Origin of the sequence: Corallococcus sp. Z5C101001 (assembly GCF_007352635.1) — a bacterium.
GTDB lineage: Bacteria > Myxococcota > Myxococcia > Myxococcales > Myxococcaceae > Corallococcus > Corallococcus silvisoli.
In genome coordinates, this window is record NZ_VKLU01000005.1 from 765820 (window position 1) to 787518 (window position 21699).

Genomic DNA, 21699 nt, shown 5'->3' on the forward strand with positions numbered 1-21699 from the left:
ATGAATACGACCTGCGCACCGGTCAGGCCCGCCCCCACCCCGGACTCCCAACCCGGCCCGGGAGCCGCCCGACTCAGTACGCGTTCTTCGACAGGAAGCCCCCCAGCGCGGTGCGCAGGAGGATCTTCAGGTCCATCAGCAGCGACCAGTTCTCGATGTAGTACAGGTCGTACTCGATGCGCTTCTGGATGGACGTCTGGCCGCGCAGGCCGTTGATCTGCGCCCAGCCGGTGATGCCCGCCTTCACCTTGTGGCGCAGGTGGTAGCGCGGAATCTGCCGCTTGAACTCCTCGATGAAGACGGGGCGCTCCGGCCGCGGGCCCACGAGGCTCATGTCGCCCCGGAGCACGTTGAAGAACTGCGGCAGCTCATCCAGCGAGTACTTGCGCAGGAACGTCCCCACCGGGGTGCGCCGCGCGTCCACGGCGCTCGCCATGGTGGCGCCCTGCGACTCGGCGTCCACGCGCATGGTCCGGAACTTGAGGATGGGGAAGGTCCGCCCATCCATGCCCATGCGCTCCTGGCGATAGAGGATGGGGCCCTTGCTGGTCAGCCGCACCAGCAGCGCCGTCACGAGCATCAGCGGCGCGCTCACCCCGATGGCCACCAGCGAGAACAGCACGTCGAACACGCGCTTGGCCACGCGGCTCCAGCCGTCCATGGGGTCGCCCTGGAGGCTGATGATGGGCAGACCGCCGAACTCCTCCAGGCCCCCGTACAGGGTGATGTACTGGTACAGGTCCGGCACCACCTTGACGTCCACCGTGCGCAGCGCCAGCTGCTCCATCAGCGGCTTCACCCGCGCCTGATCCTCCAGCGGCACGGCGATGATGACCTGATCGACCGGGTGCGCATCCAGGTACGCCTCGACCCCGGCCACGTGCCCCACGACGCGCACGCCGCCCACCCACTGGCCGACCTTCTCCTCCTTCAGCGCCAGCACGCCCGTCACGCGGAAGCCCAGCTCGCGGTGGCTCTCCACCGTCTCGATGGTGCGCAGGCCCAGGTCCTCCTCGCCGATGACGAGGATGGACTTGAGGTTGTAGCCGCGCCGGCGCACCTCGCTGAGGACGTGCCGGAAGGCCAGTCGCGACAGCGCGATGAGCGTGAACGCGTAGATGACGAAGATGGCCAGCGTGAGGCGCGAATAGCGCTCGCGGATGAAGTACGTCACCGCCACCAGGACGAGCGTCGCGGTGATGGTGGCCTTGAACAGCTCGAACAGCTCCCCCATGTGCGAGCGCGAGCGGTTGGTCGCGTACAGCCGCGCCCGCTGGAACGTCATCGGGAAGATGATCAGCACCATCACCAGGGACACGAACGTCTCGCCCATGGGCGGGACGCCTTCCGTGATGGGCACCAGGCCGCTGAAGCGGGTGAAGTACGCGAGCACGAACGCCACCGCGAGCATCCCCGCGTCGGCGGCGACCTTGATGGACGTGTAGAAGCGTTGCAGGCGACCAAACACCGCGATGACTCCTGACCGGGGGACGAAGACCGTCCGTCGGATGCAAGACACGCACCCTGAGCCCCCGGCCCTCCTACCCGGCCGGGTCCCACCCCCGGCGCGGCGTCCTAGCACGGGTTTTTCCGTGAAACCAAGGGGTTGGCCCAGAGGGCGGCGGATACCCGGAGTGCGGGAAAGCGGGCAGGCCTCGGGAAAGTGGGGAGGGGACGGACAGCGGTGTCACACCCCTGGGGAGGACGGGGGCAGGCGCAGGAGGGCGTCGACCTCGGCCTGGATGGCCTGCTGGAAGCGGGCGCGGCCGAAGCGCTCGGCCTGGGCGCGGGCGTCCTCGGGGCGGAAGGTCCGCTCCCAGGCGTCGAACTGGCGCACGGCGGCGGCGAGGGACGCGGGGGTCTGTTCGGCGAAGAAGAGGCCCGTCTTCGTGGTGACGGTCTCCAGGGCGCCCCCCTTCCCGAAGGCGATGACGGGGCGGCCCGTGGCCTGGGACTCCAGGGGGGTGATGCCGAAGTCCTCCTCGGGGGTGAAGAGGAGCGCGCGGGCGTCGCGGTAGAGCGCGGGGAGCGCGGCGTCCGGGACGTTGCCGAGGAAGCGGATGTGGGGCGGCAGCGGTCCGGAGGTGAGGCGCGCGGCCTCCTGGCCCGTGCCCACGACCCACAGGGGGGCATCCAGGGTGCGGAAGGCCTCCAGCGCGACGTCCAGGCGCTTGTACGGAGCGAAGGCGCCCAGCCACAGGAAGTAGCCGCCCTTCCCTCCTCCTTCGAGCGGCAGTTGGGTGAAGCGGTCCAGTTCCACGGGGGGCGGGACGACGGAGGCCTCGCGACCCCAGAAGCGGCGGATCTTCCCGGCGATGTGCTGGCTGTTGGCGACGATGCGGTGCACGCCGTCGGTGGAGGCGCGATCCCAGCGCTGGAGGTAGGGGCGCACGGCGAGGGCGGCGGCGCGCACGGGACGGCTCGCGCGGCCAGGGCCGAAGTACTCGTCGAACAGGTCCCACATGTACCGCATGGGCGCGTGGACGTAGCTCAGATGGGGGACCCCGGGCGGGGCGTGGATGCCCTTGGCGACGCAGTGGCTGGAGGACAGGACGAGGTCGTAATCGCCGGTGATGCGCAGGGCTTCGATGGCGCGGGGGAACAGCGGCAGGAAGTGCCGGTAGCGCGCGTGGATGCCGGGGATGTGCTGGAGGAACGACGTGGTGATGCGCCGGTTCTCGATGCGGAGGGGCTGGCTGCCCGGCTGGTGGATGAGGGTGTAGAGGTCCGCGTCGGGGTACAGCTCGCAGAGGGCGTCGAGGACGCGTTCTCCACCGCGGTGGGTGACAAGCCAGTCGTGGACGAGGGCGACCTTCACGGGGAGCGCCTTGTAGCACTGGCGGAGCAGCGGTGCCGGAGGAAGGCCGCGTGTGCTAGGCCAGGGAGCGTGCCCTCTGTCCTCCTCGACCTGAGAATGGTGCGCGGTCAGCTCCACGGCATCGCGAGGTACGCGCTGGAGCTGGCGCGCCGTCTGCCCGCGCTGGCCCCGGACCTGGAGTTCTCCGCCCTCGTGCCCGCGAAGGGGTTGCCGGACGACCTGGGCGACCTGGCACCGAGGATTCCGCTGCACCGCTCCCGGGCGGGCTACCTGTCCCCGACGGAGCAACCGCTGCTGGCGTATGAGCTGGCGAAGCTGAAGCCGGACCTGTTCCACGCGACGTCGTTCTCGTTGCCGCTGTTCTGGCCGGGGCGGTTGGTGGCGACGCTGCACGACGCGAACCATCTGGCGCTGGCGGACCAATACACGCCGGTGCAGGCAATCTATTACAAGGCCGTGGTGGGACCGCGGGCGCGATTGGCGTCGGCGTTGATCACGGTGTCTGACTTCTCCCGAGAGGAGCTGGGGAAGTATCTGAAGATGTCGCCGTACCGGTTCCAGGTGATTCACAACGGCGTGGACCCACGCTTCGAACCGCCGACAGCGAGCGAGGCCAAGGCGTTCCGGGAGCGGAATGAGCTGCCGGAGCGGTACGTCGCGGTCGTGGGCAACGCGAAGCCGTTCAAGAACCTGGCGATGCTGGGGAAGTTCGCGGCGGACCTTCCGGTGCCGCTGGTGCTGCTCGCGGGCAAGGGCGCGGTGGCGCACGACCTGGGCCTGCACGAGAACGTCCTCGACCTGGAGCAGTTGTCCGAGGCGGAGATGCCGCTGTTCTACGGAGCGGCGGCGGCGCTGCTGCTGCCGTCGAAGTACGAAGGGTTTGGATTGCCGGCCCTGGAGGCGATGGCCTCGGGTTGCCCGGTGATCGCGGCGGACACGACCGCCATTCCGGAGGTCGTGGGCAATGCCGCGATGCGACTGCCTCCCGATGATTGGGCCGCGTGGCGCGAAGCCACGCTGCGAATCCTGAGGGACGACAACCTGCGTCGCGAGTTGACGGAGCTGGGCCGTGAGCGGACGGGACGCTTCACGTGGGACGCGTGCGCGCTCCGGACGCTGGGCGTCTACCGCCGCGTGCTCACGCCCCCCTGAATCCCCTCAACGCAGCGGCTCCGAGATCTCGATCAGGTTCAGATCCGGATCGCGGACGTAGACCGAGCGGAGCTTCTGGGTCGCGCCCGTGCGCTCCACCGGCCCTTCGACGATGGGCCAGCCCCGTGCGTTCAGATGCGCGATGACCTGCTCGAGCGGCACCGTGGCGATGAAGCACAGGTCCAGCGCACCGGGCACGGGCAGATGCGCATGCGGCGGGAACTCATGCCCGCGCACATGCACGTTGAGCTTCTGGTTTCCGAAGCAGAACGCGATGCGGCCCGCCCCGAAGGTTTCAAGGCGCAGCTGAAGCACTTCCGTATAGAACCGCCGGGTGGCTTCGACGTCGACACACGTCAGGACGAGGTGATCCAGGTGATCGATGAGAGACATGTCCGCTTCCTCCCGCTCCGGGAGCCCCTTGAGCGGCAGATGCCGCCCCCTCTATTCTCGCCGCTCCCGGGAGTTCTCCGAAGCAGCGAGCCGCGGTCGATGTCCAGTCGTGTGACCTCACGGGGTCGCGGCCCGTGGCCCCAGGTCCTCGCCTGTGTCCTGGTGCTCATCACTTCACAGGCCAGCGCGCAGGCTTCCGCCCCCACCCAGCCCGTGCCCCCGACGGCCGCGTCGCTCACGGTGAGCGGGGGCGTGTCCCTGGGGACCTACGAGGCGGGGCTCCTGTACTACGCGACGACGTCTTCCCAGGGCGCGCGCACCCTGGATCTCCGGCTGGTGACAGGCGCATCCGCGGGAAGCCTCAACGCCCTGCTGACAGTGATGTCGGCCTGTGGCGTGAATGCTCCCAGCCCTGCCCAATCCCTGTTCTGGGACATCTGGATCCCCATTGGATTCAACGACCTCTTCATTCCAGCCTCGACGACGGCGCTGGGTGTCTTCTCCCGGGATCAGCTCGAACGCCGCGCCGCCCATATTGAACAAGCCTGGAATCGCGGCCTCGACTCCACGTGCGACGTGGTGCTCGGAGTCTCGACGACGCGCACGGCGCCCCGGGTGCTCCAGGTCGCGAACGGACGGCTCGACCTGCCGCGCCTCGAAGAGAAGTTCGCCATCCGCATCCAGGGCCGAGGACCCGGACAGCCGCCGCGCGCGACCAACTACACCACGCCCGAGAGTCGCCGCCTGGAGCTGATGCTTGAAACAGACGCGCACGGGGAGATCCCCTTCGCGAACCTGCGCCGACTCCTGCTCGCGTCCATGTCCTTCCCCATCGCGTTCGCGCCCCAGATGCTGCGCACCTGCGCGTCGAACGCCTCCGCCACTCCGGGGGTGTGCCTGCCAACGGAGGCGCGGAGCGATCTCTTCATCGACGGCGGCGTCTTCGACAACACCCCGCTTCGCCTCGCGGTGGGGCTTGCTCGCGATGGCCTGCGCGAAGCACCGAATGGACGGCTGGAGTGGCGCCCGGTCCCCAGGCCAGACGTGCACACGACGCCCGGGGGCATCACGTTCGCGTTCATCGATCCAGACGCCACCGAGTATCCGGTCGCGCCCCCGGCCCCAACCGGGACGGCTCCCGAGTCCTTGCCAGCGATCCTCGCGGAGGTCCTGGCCGCCTTCGTGGATACAGCGCGGTCCAAGGAGCTGGCCCTGCTCCTCGAGGAGGAGCCGGAGATCGCCCGGCGGCTCACCCTTCCCCGCCGGCACTTCCCCGCCGCCGGTGCGCCCCTCTTCGCGTTCCTCGGCTTCTTCGAGACCGGCTTCCGTGTCTTTGATTTCTACCTCGGCATGTATGACGCCCGCCGGATGTTGGATGACGCGTTCCGGGAGGAATGGAAGCCCTCCGAAAGGCTGCTCGCGAACGCCGCGAAAGGTCTTGGGGGATGGCAGCCCTTCACATGCATGAGCGCCGTCTATGACTCCTCACCCAACGCGGCCCAGGCGTGTCAGGGCGAAGGGCTCGAGGACTTCCGGGCGCTGTTGCAGATGTCGTTGGATCAGCTCTACGACGCGTGCAGCAAGTCCGCGGGGACAACGCCCCCTGCCTCCTGGCGAAACGCGCACTGCGACCGCGCCATCGCGGGGCAGCCACCGCCCAGGGTCCCCGGCCTCCATCCCTCCGAATGGCCCGACTGGAAGCGGAGCGACAAGGAGACAGAGCTGGCGTATTCCATGCGGCTGCTGGGGGCCTATGGCTTCCAGTTTCGCGATCTGGGCGTGCCGAGGGGCCGAGGCGATCTCGCCGTCCTGCGGATCCGCCATGCGCTCGGGAGCGCCGCAAGCCGGCTGGCGGCGGTGCAGCCCGGGGCCGACAAGCCCACGGTGCGCTTCGCGGGCAAGCTCGCGGTGGACAGCATCAGCTACGAATCCCAGCGCCTGGTGTTCCACGCCACGCTGGGCCCCACCGAGAGCGAAGCAGGGCTGAGCGTCGCGGCCTCCGAGCTCCCGCTCCCCTCCGGACTCCGGTTCGCGAGCGCGCTTGGGTTCCGGGGACTCGAGGATGTCCTCTCCGCGGGAAGCAGCAGCGCCCCGTTCGGTGTCGCCCTCGTGGGAGGGCTCGAGTTCCAGCCACGCTCGAGGCAGTCCGTTCTCTCCCAGAGCCGGTTCGCGATTCGCGCGGGGTGGCTGTTCAGCGCCAATGACAGCTACGGGACGGAGCCATGCCTGGACCGAGGCGCCAGCCATGTGACCGCGTGCTCACGGCCAGTCGTCCAGGCGCTCGTGGGAATCACGCTCGTGGAGCGCCTCCGGGCGCAGATCGTGGGCGAGTGGTACCCGGGAACCCGCACCCGCAAGACGCTCTGGTCCGTGGCGCCGGGCATTGGCTTGGAGCTGGGGCTCTAACGCCGAGGGCCATCCATCATCATTCAGGAGCCGGACAACGGCCGCACCACGCCCTCGCGCTCACACAGCCCGAGTCCCCACACGAGCATGAAGGACAGATGCACGCTGGAGTGGAACGGCAGGTAGTGCACCAACCCCAGGACGTGGAAGCCCACGAAGGACAACAACGCGCCGGTGGCCGGAATGGAACCCGCCCGGTGCCTCCGCACCAGCGCCCTCGCCAGCAGCACGTGCATCACCGCCAGCAACGCCAGCCCCACGAGCCCCGTCTCCGCCCACGCCGTCAGCCAGAGGTTGTGTGAGTCCGTGGCCAGCAGGTCCGTGATGCCCGTCTCCGCCTGCGTCGCCAGCGCCGCGGGCTTGTGGTTCCCGAAGCCCACGCCCACCCAGGGGTGCTCACGCACCAGGCGCCAGCCCACGGACATCGCCAGCGACCGCTCCCCCCCGCCGAACAGGTTGTCCACCGCCTTGCCAAAGCGCTCCCGCCACGCGGGCGTCAGCAACACGAGGACGACCAGCGCCACCGCCACCCCGAGCCCCGCCTTCCTCGCCGTCCCCCGCAACAACAGCAACAACGCCAGCACGCACACGCCCAACGCCGCGCCCAGCGCCGCCCTCGCGAACGAACCGTAGATGGACAGCAGCAACGCCAGCACCACCGCCCCCGCCAACACCCGCTGCCGCGTCACCTTCGACCGGCCGAGCACCGCCAGCGCGGGCCCCAGCACCGCGATGGCCCCATGCGCGAACCTCAGCCGGTGGAAGAAGAACCCTCCCGCCGCGTATCTCGGGTGCTCCTCCGTGCCGAAGTTCTCGTGCAGACGCGACAGGTTCAGCTTCAGGAACCGGGGCGGCTCCCACGGCCACATCACCCGGTGCTGGAAGAAGCCCAGCGCCGCCGCCAGCAGCCATCCTCCCGCGACGAGGCCTCCCAGCATCACCCACGGCACGCCCAGCGTCCCGATGCACGCCACCGCCGCTCCCGCCACCGAGTCCAGCGCCTGGCCGTACCTCGCGCCCCTCGGCCACTTCGCCGCCGCTCCCGTCATCAGCGCCACCGCGGGTGACACGAGCTGCCACCCACACAGCGCGACGCTCGCGAGCACGAACGCCCGGACGTCCTGCTCCAGTCGCAGGCGCTTCGTCGCCGCCAGCGCCAGCGCCAACGCGAGCGCCAGGATGGCGCCGGCCTGGAGCACCGCCTCCGCCAGCACCAGCCCTACCGCGTAGAGCCCCAGCACCCCGGCGACCGCCGTCCTCCAACGCCCCGCCTCGCTCGTTTTCGAATCCGTGACCATGCGTGCGCCTCGAACTCACGAGGCCGCCGGACCCTACCCCACCTGGACGCCCCCTCCACCGCCGACCTTCCAGAGTGGGCCTGGAATTCCCAACGATTGCACCCCCAAGCGGGATTCACGTGCTTGACGTTGGCGACGCGGACAGGCACGCGTTACCCAGGGGCCTTTCCCCGGGCCTGAACCTTCCGACATGCGCACCACCCACCGACCCTTCACCACCCTGGCTCTCGCGCTGTGCCTCTTCATCGCCGCGCTGGAGATGACCGTCGTCTCCACCGCCATGCCCACGGTGGTCAGCGACCTGGGCGGCATCCAGCACTACGCGTGGGTCTTCACCGCGTACATGCTGTCCTCCACCATCACCGTGCCCATCTACGGGAAGCTCGCGGACCTCTACGGCCGCAAGCCCATCCTCCTCTTCGGCACCAGCCTCTTCCTCGTCGCGTCCATCGCGTGTGGCCTCTCCACGTCGATGAACATGCTGATCGTCTTCCGCGTCCTCCAGGGCCTGGGCGCCGGGGCCATGCAGCCCATCGCGCTCACCATCATCGGGGACATCTACACGCTGGAGCAGCGCGGGAAGGTCCAGGGCGCGTTCAGCGCCGTGTGGGGCATCGCCGGCCTCGCGGGACCGCTCACCGGCGGCCTCATCGTGAAGTACCTGACCTGGCACTGGGTCTTCTTCATCAACATCCCCATCGGCGTGGGCTCCATGGTCCTGCTCGTCGTGTTCTTCCATGAGCAGCTCCAGCGCAAGGCTCGCGCCCGGCTCGACTACGCGGGCGCGGCGCTCCTGTCCTCCGGCGTGGTGGCCCTCCTGTTCGGCGTGCAGGGCACCGGCCGTACGCTCCTCGCCCTGCCCGTCGCCGCGGTGCTCCTCATCGCGTTCGTGCTCGTGGAGCTGCGCGCCGCGGAGCCCATCATCCCGATGAGCATCTTCAAGATTCCCACCATCGCCATCTCGTCCGTGGCGGGCGCCCTCTTCTCCGCCGCCCAGTTCGGCGCCACCACCTACGTGCCCCTGTACGTGCAGGGCGTCCTCGGTGGCTCGGCCACCATGGCGGGCGGGATGATCACCCCGATGATCGTCGGCTGGCCGCTGGCGAGCCTCATCGGCGGCAAGGTGATGGTGCGCACGGGCTTCCGGCCGCTCATCGTCGGGGGCCTGGGCCTCGCGTCCATTGGCACCGTGCTCATGGCGCTGCTGCTCAAGCCGGGCGCGTCCATGCTCGTGCCGGAGATCGCCATGGGCTTGTTCGGCCTGGGCCTGGGCTTCGCCGCCATGGCCACGATGGTCGCGGTCCAGACGAGCGTCGGCTGGGAGCTTCGCGGCGTGGCCACCGCCAGCAGCATGTTCTTCCGCACCATCGGCGGGTCGCTGGGGGTGGGCGTGATGGGCGGCGTGCTGGTCTCGCAGCTCATGAAGGATCCGAACGTCCCCGTGAGCGCGGCCGCGGAGCTGCTCGGACCGGAGCACGGACACGGGCTGGCCCCCTCCATTCTCGAGGCGCTCGGCGGTGCGCTCGACACCGGCCTGTCCATCAACTTCTGGATCATGTGCTCGGCGATGCTCGCCGCGTTCGCCGCCGGCCTGTTCTTCCCCAAGGTGAAGCGCGCCACCACGCCGGTGAACCTGGCCGACGTGCCCTCGTCCCATTGAAGCCGCCGTGCGGCGCGATGCTTCGCGGGCCATGCCCAGGTCCGCGAAGCCGCCCGCCCCCAGGAAGCCGCGCCCCGCGCACCGGAAGCTGGGCGGCCTGACCGCCGGCGCCACGTCATGCGTCTGACCTTGCGCTGACGTCCGCCAGGGGAGCCGGGTTCAAGCAAGGGCGGCCATGCTGTCGGGAAGCCGACGCGCCCGCCATTTCCCATCACGGATTTCACCCGTCACGGCGCGGTTGGAGTCTGGTGCCCCGGGATGCGCGATGTCCGCATGGGGAGATGACAGATGGCCGGTCCACTGAGTGACGAGGAACTGGAGAAGATCGACGCCTACTGGCGCGCGGCGAACTACCTGTCCGTCGGGCAGATCTACCTCAAGGACAACCCGCTGCTGGAGCGGCCCCTCACGCGGGAGGACATCAAGCCACGGCTCCTGGGGCACTTCGGCACCACGCCGGGCCTCAACTTCATCTACGTGCACCTGAACCGCATCATCCGGAACCACCGGGCCAACATGATGTATCTCATTGGCCCCGGCCACGGCGCTCCCGGCATCATCGCCAACACGTTCCTGGAAGGCTCCTACACGGAGCTGTATCCCAACATCGAACGCAACCGCGACGGCATGAAGCGCCTGTTCCGCCAGTTCTCCTGGCCCTACGGCGTCCCCAGCCACGACGCGCCAGAGGTCCCCGGCTCCATCAGCGAGGGCGGCGAGCTGGGCTACTCCCTGCTCCACGCGTACGGCGCCGTGCTGGACAACCCGGACCTCCTCGTCCCCTGCGTCGTCGGCGACGGAGAGGCGGAGACGGGCGCGCTCGCCGCGAGCTGGCACTCCAACAAGTTCATCAATCCCATCACCGATGGCGCCGTGCTGCCCATCCTGCATCTCAACGGGTACAAGATCGCCAATCCCACGGTGCTCGCCCGCATCGACGCCGACGAGCTGGAAGCCCTCTTCCGCGGCTACGGCTACCGGCCCCACTTCCTGGAGGGAGACGACCCGAAGACGATGCACCAGCGGATGGCGGAGGTGCTCGACACCCTCTACGCCGAGATCCGCCGCATCCAGCGCCACGCCCGCGAGAACAAGGACCCCACCCGCCCCCGCTGGCCCATGCTCGTGCTGCGGACCCCCAAGGGGTGGACCGGCCCGAAGGTGGTGGATGGAAAGCCGGTGGAGGGCACGTGGCGGGCCCATCAGGTGCCGCTGGAGTCCGTGCGCTCCAACCCCGAGCACCTGAAGATCCTCGAAGCGTGGCTGCTGAGCTACCGGCCCCGCGAGCTCTTCGACGCGCACGGCACCTTCCGCGAGGAACTGGCGGACATCGCGCCCAAGGGCCGGCTGCGCATGGGCGTCAACGTCCACGCCAACGGCGGTCAGCTGCTGGTGCCACTCGCGCTGCCGGGCTTCCGCGACTACGCCGTCGACCCGGGCACGCCCGGCTCCAAGCACGTCAGCGCCACGAAGGTGCTGGGCGGCTACCTGCGGGACGTCATGCGCGACAACCTGGCCACGCGCAACTTCCGCATGTTCGCGCCCGACGAGAACGCCTCCAACCGGCTCCAGGATGTCTACGCGGTCAGCGGCAAGCGCTGGGACGCGAAGGTGGAGTCCACGGACGAACACCTCTCCGTGGACGGGCGCGTGATGGAGGTCCTGAGCGAGCACCTCTGCCAGGGCTGGCTGGAGGGCTACCTGCTCACCGGACGCCACGGCTTCTTCTCCTGCTACGAGGCGTTCATCCACATCATCGATTCGATGTTCAACCAGCACGCCAAGTGGATCAAATCCGCGCGGGAGCTGCCCTGGCGCAAGCCCATCGCGTCGCTGAACTACCTGCTCAGCTCGCACGTCTGGCGGCAGGACCACAACGGGTTCTCCCACCAGGACCCGGGCTTCATCGACCACGTGGCCAACAAGAAGGCGGACACGGTGCGCATCTACCTGCCGCCGGATGCGAACACGCTCCTGTCGGTGGCGGACCACTGCCTGCGTTCGAAGAACTACGTGAACCTCATCATCGCGGGGAAGCAGCCGGCCCCGGTGTGGCTGGGCATGGAGGACGCCGTGCGCCACTGCTCGGAGGGCATCGGCGCGTGGGACTGGGCCGGCAACGAGGACGGCGACCCGGACGTGGTGATGGCCTGCGCGGGCGACGTGCCCACCCTGGAGACGCTGGCGGCGGTGACGCTGCTGCGCGCGTGGGCCCCGGAGCTCAAGGTGCGCGTCGTCAACGTCGTGGATGTGTTCAAGCTCGCGCCGGTGAGCGTCCATCCGCACGGGCTGAACGACGAGGACTTCAATCGCCTGTTCACCAAGGACAAGCCCGTGGTGTTCGCGTTCCATGGCTACCCGACGCTCGTGCACAAGCTCACGTACAACCGGCTCAACCACGAGAACATCCACGTGCACGGCTACAAGGAAGAGGGCACGACGACGACCCCGTTCGACATGACGGTGCTCAACGACATGGACCGCTTCACCCTCGCGCTGGTGGCCATCCGGCACTCGCGCGCCGCGCGCCACCGGTTGGACGCCGCGGAGCAGCGGTTCTCGGAGGTGCGCCAGCAGCACAAGCTCCATGTGTCGGAGCACGGTGAGGACATGCCCGAGGTGGCCGACTGGAAGTGGACGGCACGATGAGCGACGCCGGCGCGGTGCTGGTCATCAACAGCGGCTCGTCGTCGCTGAAGTTCGGCCTCTACGTCGAACAGGGCCGCCAGGAGGCGGTGCGCTTCAAGGGCAGCGCGAAGCCTATCGGCGCGGAGCACGGCCAGCTCGTCGTGAAGGATGGCACGGGCAAGCAGGTGCGCGCGGTGGACGTGCGGCATCCGTCACAGGAGGACGCCTTCCGCGAGGCCGTGCGGCACCTGGAGGAGCTGGGCGGCGCGAGGCCCCAGGCCATCGGGCACCGCGTGGTGCATGGCGGGCCCCACCTCCGCGAGCATCAGGCCCTGACGCCGGAGGTGATGATGGCGCTGGAGGACGCGACGCACTTCGCGCCGCTCCACATTCCTCCGGCGCTCAGGCTCATCCGGGCCACGCAGCAGCGCTACCCGGGGGTGCCGCAGTTCGTCTGCTTCGACACGGCCTTCCACGTCACCCTGCCCGCTGTCGCCTCGACGCTCCCCCTGCCCCGCGCCGTTCGCGACCAGGGCGTCCAGCGGTATGGCTTCCATGGGCTGTCCTACGAGTCCATCGTCGCGAGGCTCGAGCCCACCGTGCCAGCCCGCACCGTGGTGGCCCACCTGGGCAACGGCGCGAGCCTCGCGGCGCTCGAACACGGACGTTCGGTGGACACGTCGATGGGCTTCACGCCCACGGGCGGAATTCCCATGGGCACGCGCACGGGCGACCTGGATCCAGGCGTGCTCCTGTACCTGCTGCGCACGGGCGGGTTGGACGCGGATGCGCTCGAAGCGCTGGTGAACCACGACGCCGGGCTCCGGGGACTGTCGGAGGCCACGAGCGACATGCAGGCCCTCACCCGCGACGCGGCGGCGGGCCACGCCGGGGCGGCGCTGGCGGTGGACGTCTTCACGCGAAGCATCACGAAGACGGTGGGTGCCTACGCGGCGGTGCTTGGGGGCCTGGACCTGCTCGTGTTCACGGGCGGCATCGGCGAGAACAGCGCCCCGGTGCGCCAGCGCATCTGCGGGATGCTGGGACACCTGGGCATCACCCTGGATGCGCGAAGGAACGAAGCGAACGCGGAGCTCATCAGCTCCGACGCGTCCGCGCACCCGGTGCGGGTGCTGCCCAGCGACGAGGAGGCGCAGTTGGCCCGCCACACGCGGCGGCTCCTTCGCGGCTGAGCCCCCGAACGACGCCCCGGGCCCACGTCCCAGGCGCGGCTCACACCGGCCGCGTCGCGCTCCGACGTGGGAGGTACAGCAGCCCTTCGCGGCGCAGCCACAGCGCCACCGCCACCACGGTCAGCAGCGTCGTGGGCATCCAGGCCGCCACCGCGGGCGCCAGACGCTCGGTGAGCACCAGCGTGCGCGACACCACCATCAGGCCCCACATGGCCACGGCGATGAGCAACCCCTCCACCACCGCCGCCGTCAGGTGTCCGCGCCGGTTCGTGCGCAGCGCCAGCCCCACGGCCAGCAGCGCCGCGGGCAGCCCCGCCAGCGGATACGCGAAGCGGTTGTGCCACGCGAGCTGGAAGCCCTGCGTCGCGAGCCCCACCTCCGCGCGCGCGACGATCTGCTCGCTCAGCTCCGCCAGGCGCATCTGCTCCGGGCGGCCCGGCCGGATGCGGAAGGTCGTCGCCCCCACGCCCAGCTCGTACTCCGCGGCGGGCTGCTGCTTCACCGCCGTGCCGCCGTCCTCCGCGAACGTGCGCTCCACCACGTCCGTGAGCTCCCAGCGCGTCCCCTCCAGCGCGCGCATGCGCCCCGCGTCCACCCGCCGCCGCAGCTTGAACTCCGGCGTCAGCGTGAAGATGGAGACGTTCTCGAAGCCCTCCTGCGCGTCGCCCCCCCGGAGGAAGAAGATGGAGTCGCCCCGCCGGAACCACTGCTTCGGCGTGTAATAGAGGCGCCAGTCGCTCCACCGGTTGAAGCGCTGCGTGGTGATTTCATCCACGCGCCGGCCCGCCCGCGCGGCGACCGTCTCGTCGAACGCCACGAGCCCCACGCACCCCACCAGCGCGCACAACCCCACCGGCAGGTAGAGCGCCGCCGGGCCGAAGGTGAGCGCCCGGAGCGCCGTCACCTCGCCCTTCTTGCGCAGCGCCGACACCGTGGTGCCCGCCGCCAAGAGCAGCGCCGCCGGCCCCAGCTGCTGCACCGTCACCAGGGCCTTGTAGCCATAGAGCTTGAGCACATCGAGCACCCAGCCCTCGCCCCCGTAGGCCTTCGCGCGGTCGACGAAGTCCACCACCAGGAACACCGCCACCACGCCCGCGAGGATGCCCAGCGTGTAGCGGACATACGCGCGCACCACGTAGCCGAAGAGGGTCCGCCTCATCGCAGCGTCCCCGAGCGCGTCACGCGGTACAGCGCGAACGCGCCCACCGCCATGAAGAGCACGTTCGCGAGCTGCCCGGCGACCAGCACCGGAAGCTGCCCGCGCTGCCCCATCTGCTCGAAGGCGCGGCTCAGGAGGTAGTAGAGGACGTAGCCGCCCAGCGTCAGCAGGTAGCCCCACGCCCGGCCCGCCTGCCTCCGGCCAATCGCCAGCGGCGTGGCCAGGAGCGCGAACGCCACCGGCGCCACCGCGTTGCCCAGCCGGCTGTGCAGCGCCATCAGGAACGGGAGCGGATCCTCCCGCCGCTCCTCCGCGTCCTTCGCCGCGGCCAGCAGCTCCACCGGCGTCAGCTCCTCCTTGGGCGAGCGGAACCGGTTGCGCCGCGACAGCGAGCCCCCCAGCCCCACGTTGATCTCCGCCTTCTCGAAGGCCACCACGCTCGCGTCCACCGAGGAGCGGTTGGCGCGGTGCACCTCCCCCTCCATCAGCTCGATCCGCAGCGCCTCGCCCCGGTCCGACGTGCCCACGCGGCCCTTGTGCGCCAGCACCAGCAGCGGCGAGCTGGGGTCGCGGTCGTCGTGCAGCAGCACGTTCGTCCACCCGCCGCCCTTGGGCGCCACCTTCTGCGCGTACAGCGTGAGGTCGCTCAGGTCCTCGTAGAAGACGCCGGACTTCACGTCGCCCGCGACGTTCTTCTGGATGACCTCGCCCACCAGGTCCTTCACGCCCGTGAGGCCCCACGGCTCCACCGTGGACGTGAGCAGCACCATGAACGCGCTCAGCGCGAGCCCCACGCCCAGGGGCGCCGCCAGCAGTTGGAGGGGGCTGATGCCCAGCGCCTGCAACGACGTGAGCTCCCGGTCCTCCCCCAGCCGCCCCAGTCCCAGCAGGATGGCCAGCAGGAACGCGATGGGCAGCGCCATCACCAGGAAGTGCGGCGCCAGGTAGGCGATGAGCCGGCCCAGGTCGCTCAGCGTCACCGCCGAGCCCAACAGCACGTCCGTGCCGCGCAGGAACTGCATCACGAACAGCAGCAGGAACATGAACGCCACCCAGACGCACAGGGGGACGAGCAGTTCCTTGAGCAGGTAGCGCGCCAGCAGCTTCACGGCCGCGTCCGCAGCCCCCGCGCCCCGATGTCCCGGCGGAAGTGCTTGCCCTCGAAGCGCACGGTCTCCGCCGCCGCCAGGGCCCGCTCACGCGCCGTCGACAGGTCCGCGCCGCGCGCGCACACCGTCAGCACCCGGCCCCCGGCCGTCACCAGCGCGCCGTCCTGCTTCGCCACGCCCGCCAGGAACACCGGCGCGTTCGACGGCACCGCGTCCAGGCCCTCAATGCGCTGGCCCTTCTTCGGCGCGTCCGGATAGCCCTCCGCCGCCAGCACCACGCCCACCGAGGCGCCCGGATGCAGCGTCAGCGTCCGGGGCTCCAGGGCCCCCTTCGCGCACGCGTCCAGGAGCGGCAGCAGGTCCTCTTCCACCTGCATCATCAGGACCTGCGTCTCCGGGTCCCCGAAGCGCGCGTTGAACTCCAGCACCTTCGGGCCCGACGCCGTGAGCATCAGCCCCGCGTACAGCACCCCGCGCAGCGGCGTGCCTCGCCGGGCCAGCACCGCGAGCGTCGGCGCGATGACCTGCTCGCCCACCTTCGCCAGCTCCGTCGGCGTGAGGAACGGCGCCGGGCAGTACGCGCCCATGCCGCCGGTGTTGGGGCCCGTGTCGCCCTCGCCCACCCGCTTGTGGTCCTGAGACAGCGGCAGCAGCACGTAGCGCTCGCCGTCGCACAGGGCCATGAGCGACACCTCCTCGCCCTCGAGCAGCTCCTCCAGCACCATCCGCTGGCCCGCCTGCCCCATCGCCGCCACGGCGCGCACCGCTTCGCGCGCGGCGTCCGCGTCCGGCGCGACGATGACGCCCTTGCCCGCCGCCAGCCCGTCCGCCTTCACCACGATGCGGCCCTGTTCGACGGCGTACGCCTCCGCCTGGGCCGCGTCGGTGAAGACGCGGAAGGCCGCCGTGGGCACGCCCGCCTCCGCCATGATCTCCTTGGCGAAGGCCTTGGACCCTTCGATGCGCGCGGCCGCCGCGACGGGGCCGAAGCACGGGATGTCCACCTGCGCCAGCGCGTCCGCCACGCCCGCGACGAGCGGCGCCTCCGGCCCCACCACCACCAGGTCGACGCCCTCACGGCGCGCCAGCGACACCACCGCCTCCGGCGAGTCCGCCTGGAGGGGCACGTTGGTGCCCCACCGCGCCGTGCCCGGGTTGCCCGGGCCACAGAGGAGCCGCGAGAGACGGGGACTCTGGGCCAGCTTCCACGCGAGCGCGTGCTCACGGCCGCCCGACCCCAGCAACAAGACCTTCACGTCAACCTCGCTCGTCCAGCTTGTAGAGCAGCTTCTTGGCCGGGAAGTAGGAGGGGTCCAACCCCACCACCTTCTCCAGCACCGCGCGCGCTTCCTTCGGCTGCGTGGCCACCTGGAGCTCCGCCAGCTTCGTCTGCGCGGACAGCATCTTCGGCGCCACATCCAGCGCGGACTGCAACGTCCGCTTGGCCACCTCCACGTCCCCGGAGGCCGCCTGCGCGAGCCCCAGCGACAGGCGGGCCACCGGCAGGCCCCGCTCGACGCCGACCGCCCGCTCCGCGAAGCCCCGGGCCTGCGGCGACTTCGCGTCCAGCGCGATGAGCGCGCGGTAGGCCTGCGCGCCACCGCTGTTCGCGTTCGCATCCACCACGGTGTGCAACAGGCGCTCCGCGTTCTGCCGGTCCCCCTGGTGGAAGCGGACCAGTGCCTCGTACAGCAGCGGCTGCACGTCCTCGGCACGCTCGCTCAAGGCCTTCACCCCGTTCTCCACGCCCGTCAGCGTGTCGCCGGGCCGCAGCCAGAAGCGCGTCAGCGCGGGCCTGGGCGCGAGCCGCAGCGGATCCCACTCCCGCGCCTCCAGCACCGGATAGAACAGGCGGAAGGACTCGTCGCGCTTCTTCGCGACCGCCGCCGCCACGCCTTCCAAAAGCCGCGCGTCCATGCGGCGGTCGTCCTGCCGCACCGCCTTCTGGAAGCGCTCCTGGGCCCCGGCCGTGTCGCCCTCCAGCAGCAGCACGCGGCCTTCCAGCACGGTCTCCAGCGCGGCGTCGTCCAGCCGGCCCTGGAAGCCCTTCAGGTGCTCACGCGCCGCGGCCGTGTCCTTCTGCGACAGCGCCACCATGAACCACTGCAGGTGGGCCTCCGGCAACACCGGCACCACCTTCAGGGCCTCCGTCGCGGCCTTCACCGCGCCCGCGTCATTGCCCGCGGTGCGCTCCGCCGCCGCCAGGTGGCTCCAGATCTCCGACGCGTCCCGAGGCCCATAGCGGGACGCGTTCTTCGCCAGGTCCTTCAGGGCGCGCACCGCCTCGCGAGCGTTGCCCTCCGCCTGGTAGCGAAGCACCGCCAGCGACAGCAGGGCGCGCATGTCGCCCGCCTTCGTCTTCAGCCGGTCCTCGTACAGCTTGCGCGCGAGGCCCGTCTCCCCGACCTCCACGTAGATGCGCGCGGAGGCCTCCAGGCTGTCCCAGTCCTGCGGATCCAGTTCCAGCCGGCGCGCCAGCTGCTTCAGCGCCAGCCCGTACTGGCCGGCCTGCTCGTGGGCGAGCGCGCTGTAGTAGTCCACGCGCTTGAGGCCCGGCGCCAGCTTGCGCGCGTCGTCGAACTCCTGGTTCGCCAGCTCGCGCGACGTGGACACCCGCGCGCGGCCCAGCACCAGGTGCGCCTCCGCCTTCTGCGTGTCACTGGCCTTCGGTTGAGCCAGCACCGCCGTCGCCAGCCGGGCCGCCTCCTCCAGGCTGCCGGCCTGACGCGAGCGCGCCAGGAGCAGGTTCGCGTGCGCGACGAGCAGTCCGGGCGTCCGCCCGGCCATGTCCTCCGCGGCCTTGACGAGCTCGCGCGCCTCCTGGAACGAGTTGTCGTCCATGCCCGGACCGCGGCCCAGCGCCAGCGCCTGCACATAGCCGGAGATGGCGTCCGCGCTGCGCGGGTCCAACAGCAGCGCCTGCTGGAACGACTCCTCCGCCTCCGAATACGCGACGCGCTGATCCATCGCGAGCTGCTTCTGGCCCGCGGCGAGGTGGGCCGCGCTGGTGCCCTCCAGCTCCAGGAACTGGAGCTTCCACCGGCCCACCGCGGCCAGCACTTCCGGAGGCACCGCGGACGGAGGCGTCGGCCGGGCCTCCCGGACCGCCCGCTCCTGCCCAGGCTTGTAGACGAGGAAGTAGCCCGCCGCGCCGCCGCCCCCGAGGAGCGCCAGGACGAGCAGCCCGATGAGCGCCGGCCGGCGTCCGCCGCCCCCCGCGACATCCCGCTGGGCGCTGCGCACGGGCGCCGCCGTCAGGTGCGAGGTGCGCGCGGGCTTCACCTGGCTCACGCGCGACGGGTCGGGCGACAGCGCCGTGGCCCCCTCGGTGCGGGGCTCGCCGGACGACTCCGCGGAGGGGTCCAGGCCGCTCATCATCGGCAGCTCCAGGTCGCCCCTGGAGGGCGGAGCCGTCACCTCGGGCGCCACCACCACCGACGCCGAGGCATCCCGGGAGGAGCCTGTCTCGCGCTGCTTGCAGTCGTCACAGCTGCCGATGGCTTGATCGAAGGGATCCGTCAGCACCTTGCCGCACGAACGGCAGTTCGCGTGCGCCTCCGCCTTCGCGGCGGCCTGCGCGGAAGCGCGGACGGACATGCGGCCCAGCGACACGGCCCCGGAGGGGGGCGCGGAGGAGGCCCGGGCCGGCGCCGGCGAAGGTGCGCCGTCCGGCTCCAGGCCCCCGGGCGGTGGCCCGAGGAAGTCGAGCAGCGCGTCCGCAGGAGGCGCGGCGCGGGGAGGCGCGGCGGCGACCGGCGGACCGGGCTTCGCCAACGACGCGGCCTTCGGAGCCTCCGCGAGCGGCGGGCCGAGGTCCGCGAACGGGTCCCCTTGAGGACTGGCGGGCGCGGGCGCGCGGGACGCGGGAGGTCCCAGGTCCGCGAATGGATCCACGCTCCCGGGGGGCCCCAGCTCCGGCATCTCCCCGAAGTCTCCGAAGAGGTCCGACGCCGGGGCGGCCTTCGCCGGGGCGGCAGGTGGGGGCCTCGCCGCGGCGGGAGCGGCACGCGGCGCCGCCGGATTGCTCCGGGGCTCGCGCGCCACAGGGGGAGCCGCCGGCGCGGAGGGAGCGCTCTTCGGCTCGGCGGCGACGGCGGGCGCGGCCCCTTCAGCGGGGGCCGTCACGGACGCGGCGGACGCCTCCCGCTTCACGAGCTGGAGGTGACGGCAGCGGGGACACTGCGCGCGGACGCCCTTGGTCGTGATCAACCGGTCGTCGATCGCGTAGGCCGCCGCGCATTTCTGGCAGACGATGCGCATGAAGTTAGTGCCGGAAGTGTCGCACTCCCGTCACCACCATGGCCATCCCATGTTCGTCCGCCGCGGCGATCACCTCCGCGTCCCGGACAGAACCGCCCGGCTGGATGACCGCCGTCGCCCCCGCCCGGGCTGCCTCGTCCAGCCCGTCCCGGAAGGGGAAGAAGGCATCCGAGGCCACGGCGCTGCCCTTGAGGGCTTCGCCACCACGCGTCATGGCGATGCGCACGGAGTCCACCCGGTTCGTCTGGCCGCCGCCCTGGGCCAGCAGCTGGGCCGGCGCCGCGAACACGATGGCGTTGCTCTTCACGTGCTTGCACACCTTCCAGGCGAAGCGCAGCGCCCGCTCCTCCTCCGGGGTGGGGGCGCGCTTGGACACCACCTTCCACTCCAGGGGCGGCTCCACCGCGTCGCGGTCCATCAGCAGCAGGCCGCCGGACACGCTCCGGGCATCCACCTGCGCACGCGGCCGGGCGGTCGCGGACGCCAGCGCCGGGCCCGCCTCCAGCAGGCGCAGGTTCTTCTTGCCCGCCAGCACCTGGAGCGCCGCGGCCGAGTACGACGGCGCGATGACCGCCTCCAGGAACGTCTCCGCCATGGCCTTGGCCACGGCCTCGTCCACCTCCCGGTTGAAGGCGACGATGCCGCCGAAGGCGCTGACCTCATCCACCGCGCGGGCGGTGCGGTAGGCCTTCTCCAGCACGTCGTCCACCGCCACGCCGCACGGGGTGTTGTGCTTGATGACCACCGCGCAGGGCTTCTCCGGGAACTCCAGGACCAGCCCCAGGGCCGCGTCCAGGTCCAGGATGTTGTTGTACGAGAGCTCCTTGCCCTGGAGCACCTTCGCGAACGCCACCGACGGCTCGTTCGGCGTCTGGAACTCGCGGTAGAAGGCGCCGCGCTGGTGCGGGTTCTCCCCGTAGCGCAGCCCCTGCACCTTCTGGAACGCCAGCGACAGCTCCTCCGGGAAGGGCTCCTGGGCCTCGCCGGACAGCCACCCGGAGATGGACGCGTCGTAGGCCGCCGTGTGCGCGAACGCCTTGCGCATCAACCGGCGCCGCGTGGCCTCGCCCACGGCCTTCTGGCCTTCGATCTCCGCCAGCACCGCCGGGTAGTCGTCCGGGTCCACCACCACGGCCACGTGCTTGAAGTTCTTCGCGGACGCGCGGACCATCGCCGGCCCGCCGATGTCGATGTTCTCGATGACGTCCTCCTCCCCCGCGCCGGACGCCACCGTCTTGCGGAAGGGGTAGAGGTTCACCACCACCAGCGAGATGGGCTCGATGTGGTTCGCGGCCATCTCCGCCCGGTCACTCGCCAGGTCGGGCCGGCCGAGGATGCCGCCGTGGATGCGGGGGTGGAGCGTCTTCACGCGGCCGCCGAGGATTTCGGGGCTCTGCGTGTGCTCGGACACCTGGGTGGCGGGGATGCTGGCGGCCTTCAGGGCCTCCAGGGTGCCGCCGGTGGAGAGCAGTCGGTAGCCCAGCCGGACAAGGCCCTGGGCAAAGGGGACCAGACCGCGCTTGTCGGAAACGCTCAGGAGAGCCAGCACGTTTGCGCCTCGGGATGGGTGGGGGGTGGCGCGGGTCCTAGCAACCACCCCCTGGGGTGTCAACGCAACACGTC

14 protein-coding genes are annotated in these 21699 nt (G+C 70.8%); 5 read left to right on the forward strand and 9 right to left on the reverse strand.

All coding sequences use genetic code 11. The annotated features are described in order from the left end of the window. Window positions 1-73 precede the first annotated feature (73 nt). Together FOF48_RS13575 and FOF48_RS13580 are read right to left on the reverse strand one after the other, a co-directional pair. Window positions 74-1468: an undecaprenyl-phosphate glucose phosphotransferase gene (locus FOF48_RS13575; protein WP_143901579.1), complete on the reverse strand. Its 1395-nt coding sequence runs from the start codon at window positions 1466-1468 to the stop codon at window positions 74-76. Window positions 1469-1687: 219 nt separating this feature from the next. Continuing rightward, window positions 1688-2818, reverse strand: a complete 1131-nt coding sequence (locus tag FOF48_RS13580) for a glycosyltransferase (RefSeq protein ID WP_143901581.1) — start codon at window positions 2816-2818, stop codon at window positions 1688-1690. Window positions 2819-2914: 96 nt separating this feature from the next. On the opposite strand from FOF48_RS13580, the gene FOF48_RS13585 reads away from it, so the two are divergent. Then, the gene (locus FOF48_RS13585) at window positions 2915-3970 is read left to right on the forward strand and encodes a glycosyltransferase family 1 protein (RefSeq protein ID WP_143902165.1); all 1056 of its coding nucleotides are present in this window, start codon (window positions 2915-2917) and stop codon (window positions 3968-3970) included. Between the two features lie 6 nt (window positions 3971-3976). On the opposite strand, the gene FOF48_RS13590 is transcribed toward FOF48_RS13585, so the two are convergent. After that, window positions 3977-4363, reverse strand: a complete 387-nt coding sequence (locus FOF48_RS13590; RefSeq protein WP_143901583.1) for a VOC family protein — start codon at window positions 4361-4363, stop codon at window positions 3977-3979. Between the two features lie 111 nt (window positions 4364-4474). On the opposite strand from FOF48_RS13590, the gene FOF48_RS13595 reads away from it, so the two are divergent. After that, a complete protein-coding gene (locus tag FOF48_RS13595) occupies window positions 4475-6769 on the forward strand; it encodes a patatin-like phospholipase family protein (RefSeq protein WP_255442135.1) in 2295 nt (764 codons plus the stop codon). 23 nt (window positions 6770-6792) lie between these two features. Here FOF48_RS13595 and FOF48_RS13600 read toward each other — a convergent pair whose 3' ends face one another. After that, window positions 6793-8067 (reverse strand): O-antigen ligase, encoded by a 1275-nt coding sequence (locus FOF48_RS13600; RefSeq protein WP_143901587.1) that lies wholly within the window; start codon window positions 8065-8067, stop codon window positions 6793-6795. A 190-nt stretch (window positions 8068-8257) separates the two neighbouring features. Here FOF48_RS13600 and FOF48_RS13605 point away from each other — a divergent pair, with 190 nt between their 5' ends. The 3 genes from FOF48_RS13605 (at window position 8258) to FOF48_RS13615 (ending at window position 13548) form a co-directional block, all read left to right on the forward strand. Further along, complete coding sequence (locus FOF48_RS13605) at window positions 8258-9727, forward strand: MDR family MFS transporter (RefSeq protein ID WP_143901589.1); 1470 nt, start codon at window positions 8258-8260, stop codon at window positions 9725-9727. A gap of 288 nt (window positions 9728-10015) precedes the next feature. Continuing rightward, complete coding sequence (locus FOF48_RS13610; protein WP_143901591.1) at window positions 10016-12376, forward strand: phosphoketolase; 2361 nt, start codon at window positions 10016-10018, stop codon at window positions 12374-12376. After that, complete coding sequence (locus FOF48_RS13615) at window positions 12373-13548, forward strand: acetate/propionate family kinase (protein ID WP_143901593.1); 1176 nt, start codon at window positions 12373-12375, stop codon at window positions 13546-13548. The genes FOF48_RS13610 and FOF48_RS13615 overlap by 4 nt, the downstream gene beginning before the upstream one ends. Before the next feature lie 40 nt (window positions 13549-13588). Here FOF48_RS13615 and FOF48_RS13620 read toward each other — a convergent pair whose 3' ends face one another. From FOF48_RS13620 to purH, 5 genes are read right to left on the reverse strand one after another with little or no spacing between them, the layout of a single operon-like run. Continuing rightward, window positions 13589-14707 carry an LptF/LptG family permease gene (locus tag FOF48_RS13620; protein ID WP_143901595.1) on the reverse strand — a complete coding sequence of 373 codons (1119 nt, stop codon included), beginning with the start codon at window positions 14705-14707 and terminating at the stop codon, window positions 13589-13591. Further along, window positions 14704-15816 (reverse strand): LptF/LptG family permease, encoded by a 1113-nt coding sequence (locus tag FOF48_RS13625; RefSeq protein WP_143901597.1) that lies wholly within the window; start codon window positions 15814-15816, stop codon window positions 14704-14706. Before FOF48_RS13625 ends, FOF48_RS13620 begins: the two co-directional genes overlap by 4 nt. Continuing rightward, window positions 15813-17072: a phosphoribosylamine--glycine ligase gene (gene purD, locus FOF48_RS13630; protein WP_143901599.1), complete on the reverse strand. Its 1260-nt coding sequence runs from the start codon at window positions 17070-17072 to the stop codon at window positions 15813-15815. Before purD ends, FOF48_RS13625 begins: the two co-directional genes overlap by 4 nt. A 1-nt stretch (window position 17073) precedes the next feature. Beyond that, window positions 17074-20076, reverse strand: a complete 3003-nt coding sequence (locus tag FOF48_RS13635; RefSeq protein ID WP_143901601.1) for a zinc-ribbon domain-containing protein — start codon at window positions 20074-20076, stop codon at window positions 17074-17076. A 4-nt stretch (window positions 20077-20080) separates the two neighbouring features. Continuing rightward, window positions 20081-21625 carry a bifunctional phosphoribosylaminoimidazolecarboxamide formyltransferase/IMP cyclohydrolase gene (purH, locus tag FOF48_RS13640; RefSeq protein WP_143901603.1) on the reverse strand — a complete coding sequence of 515 codons (1545 nt, stop codon included), beginning with the start codon at window positions 21623-21625 and terminating at the stop codon, window positions 20081-20083. Between the last annotated feature and the right edge of the window lie 74 nt (window positions 21626-21699).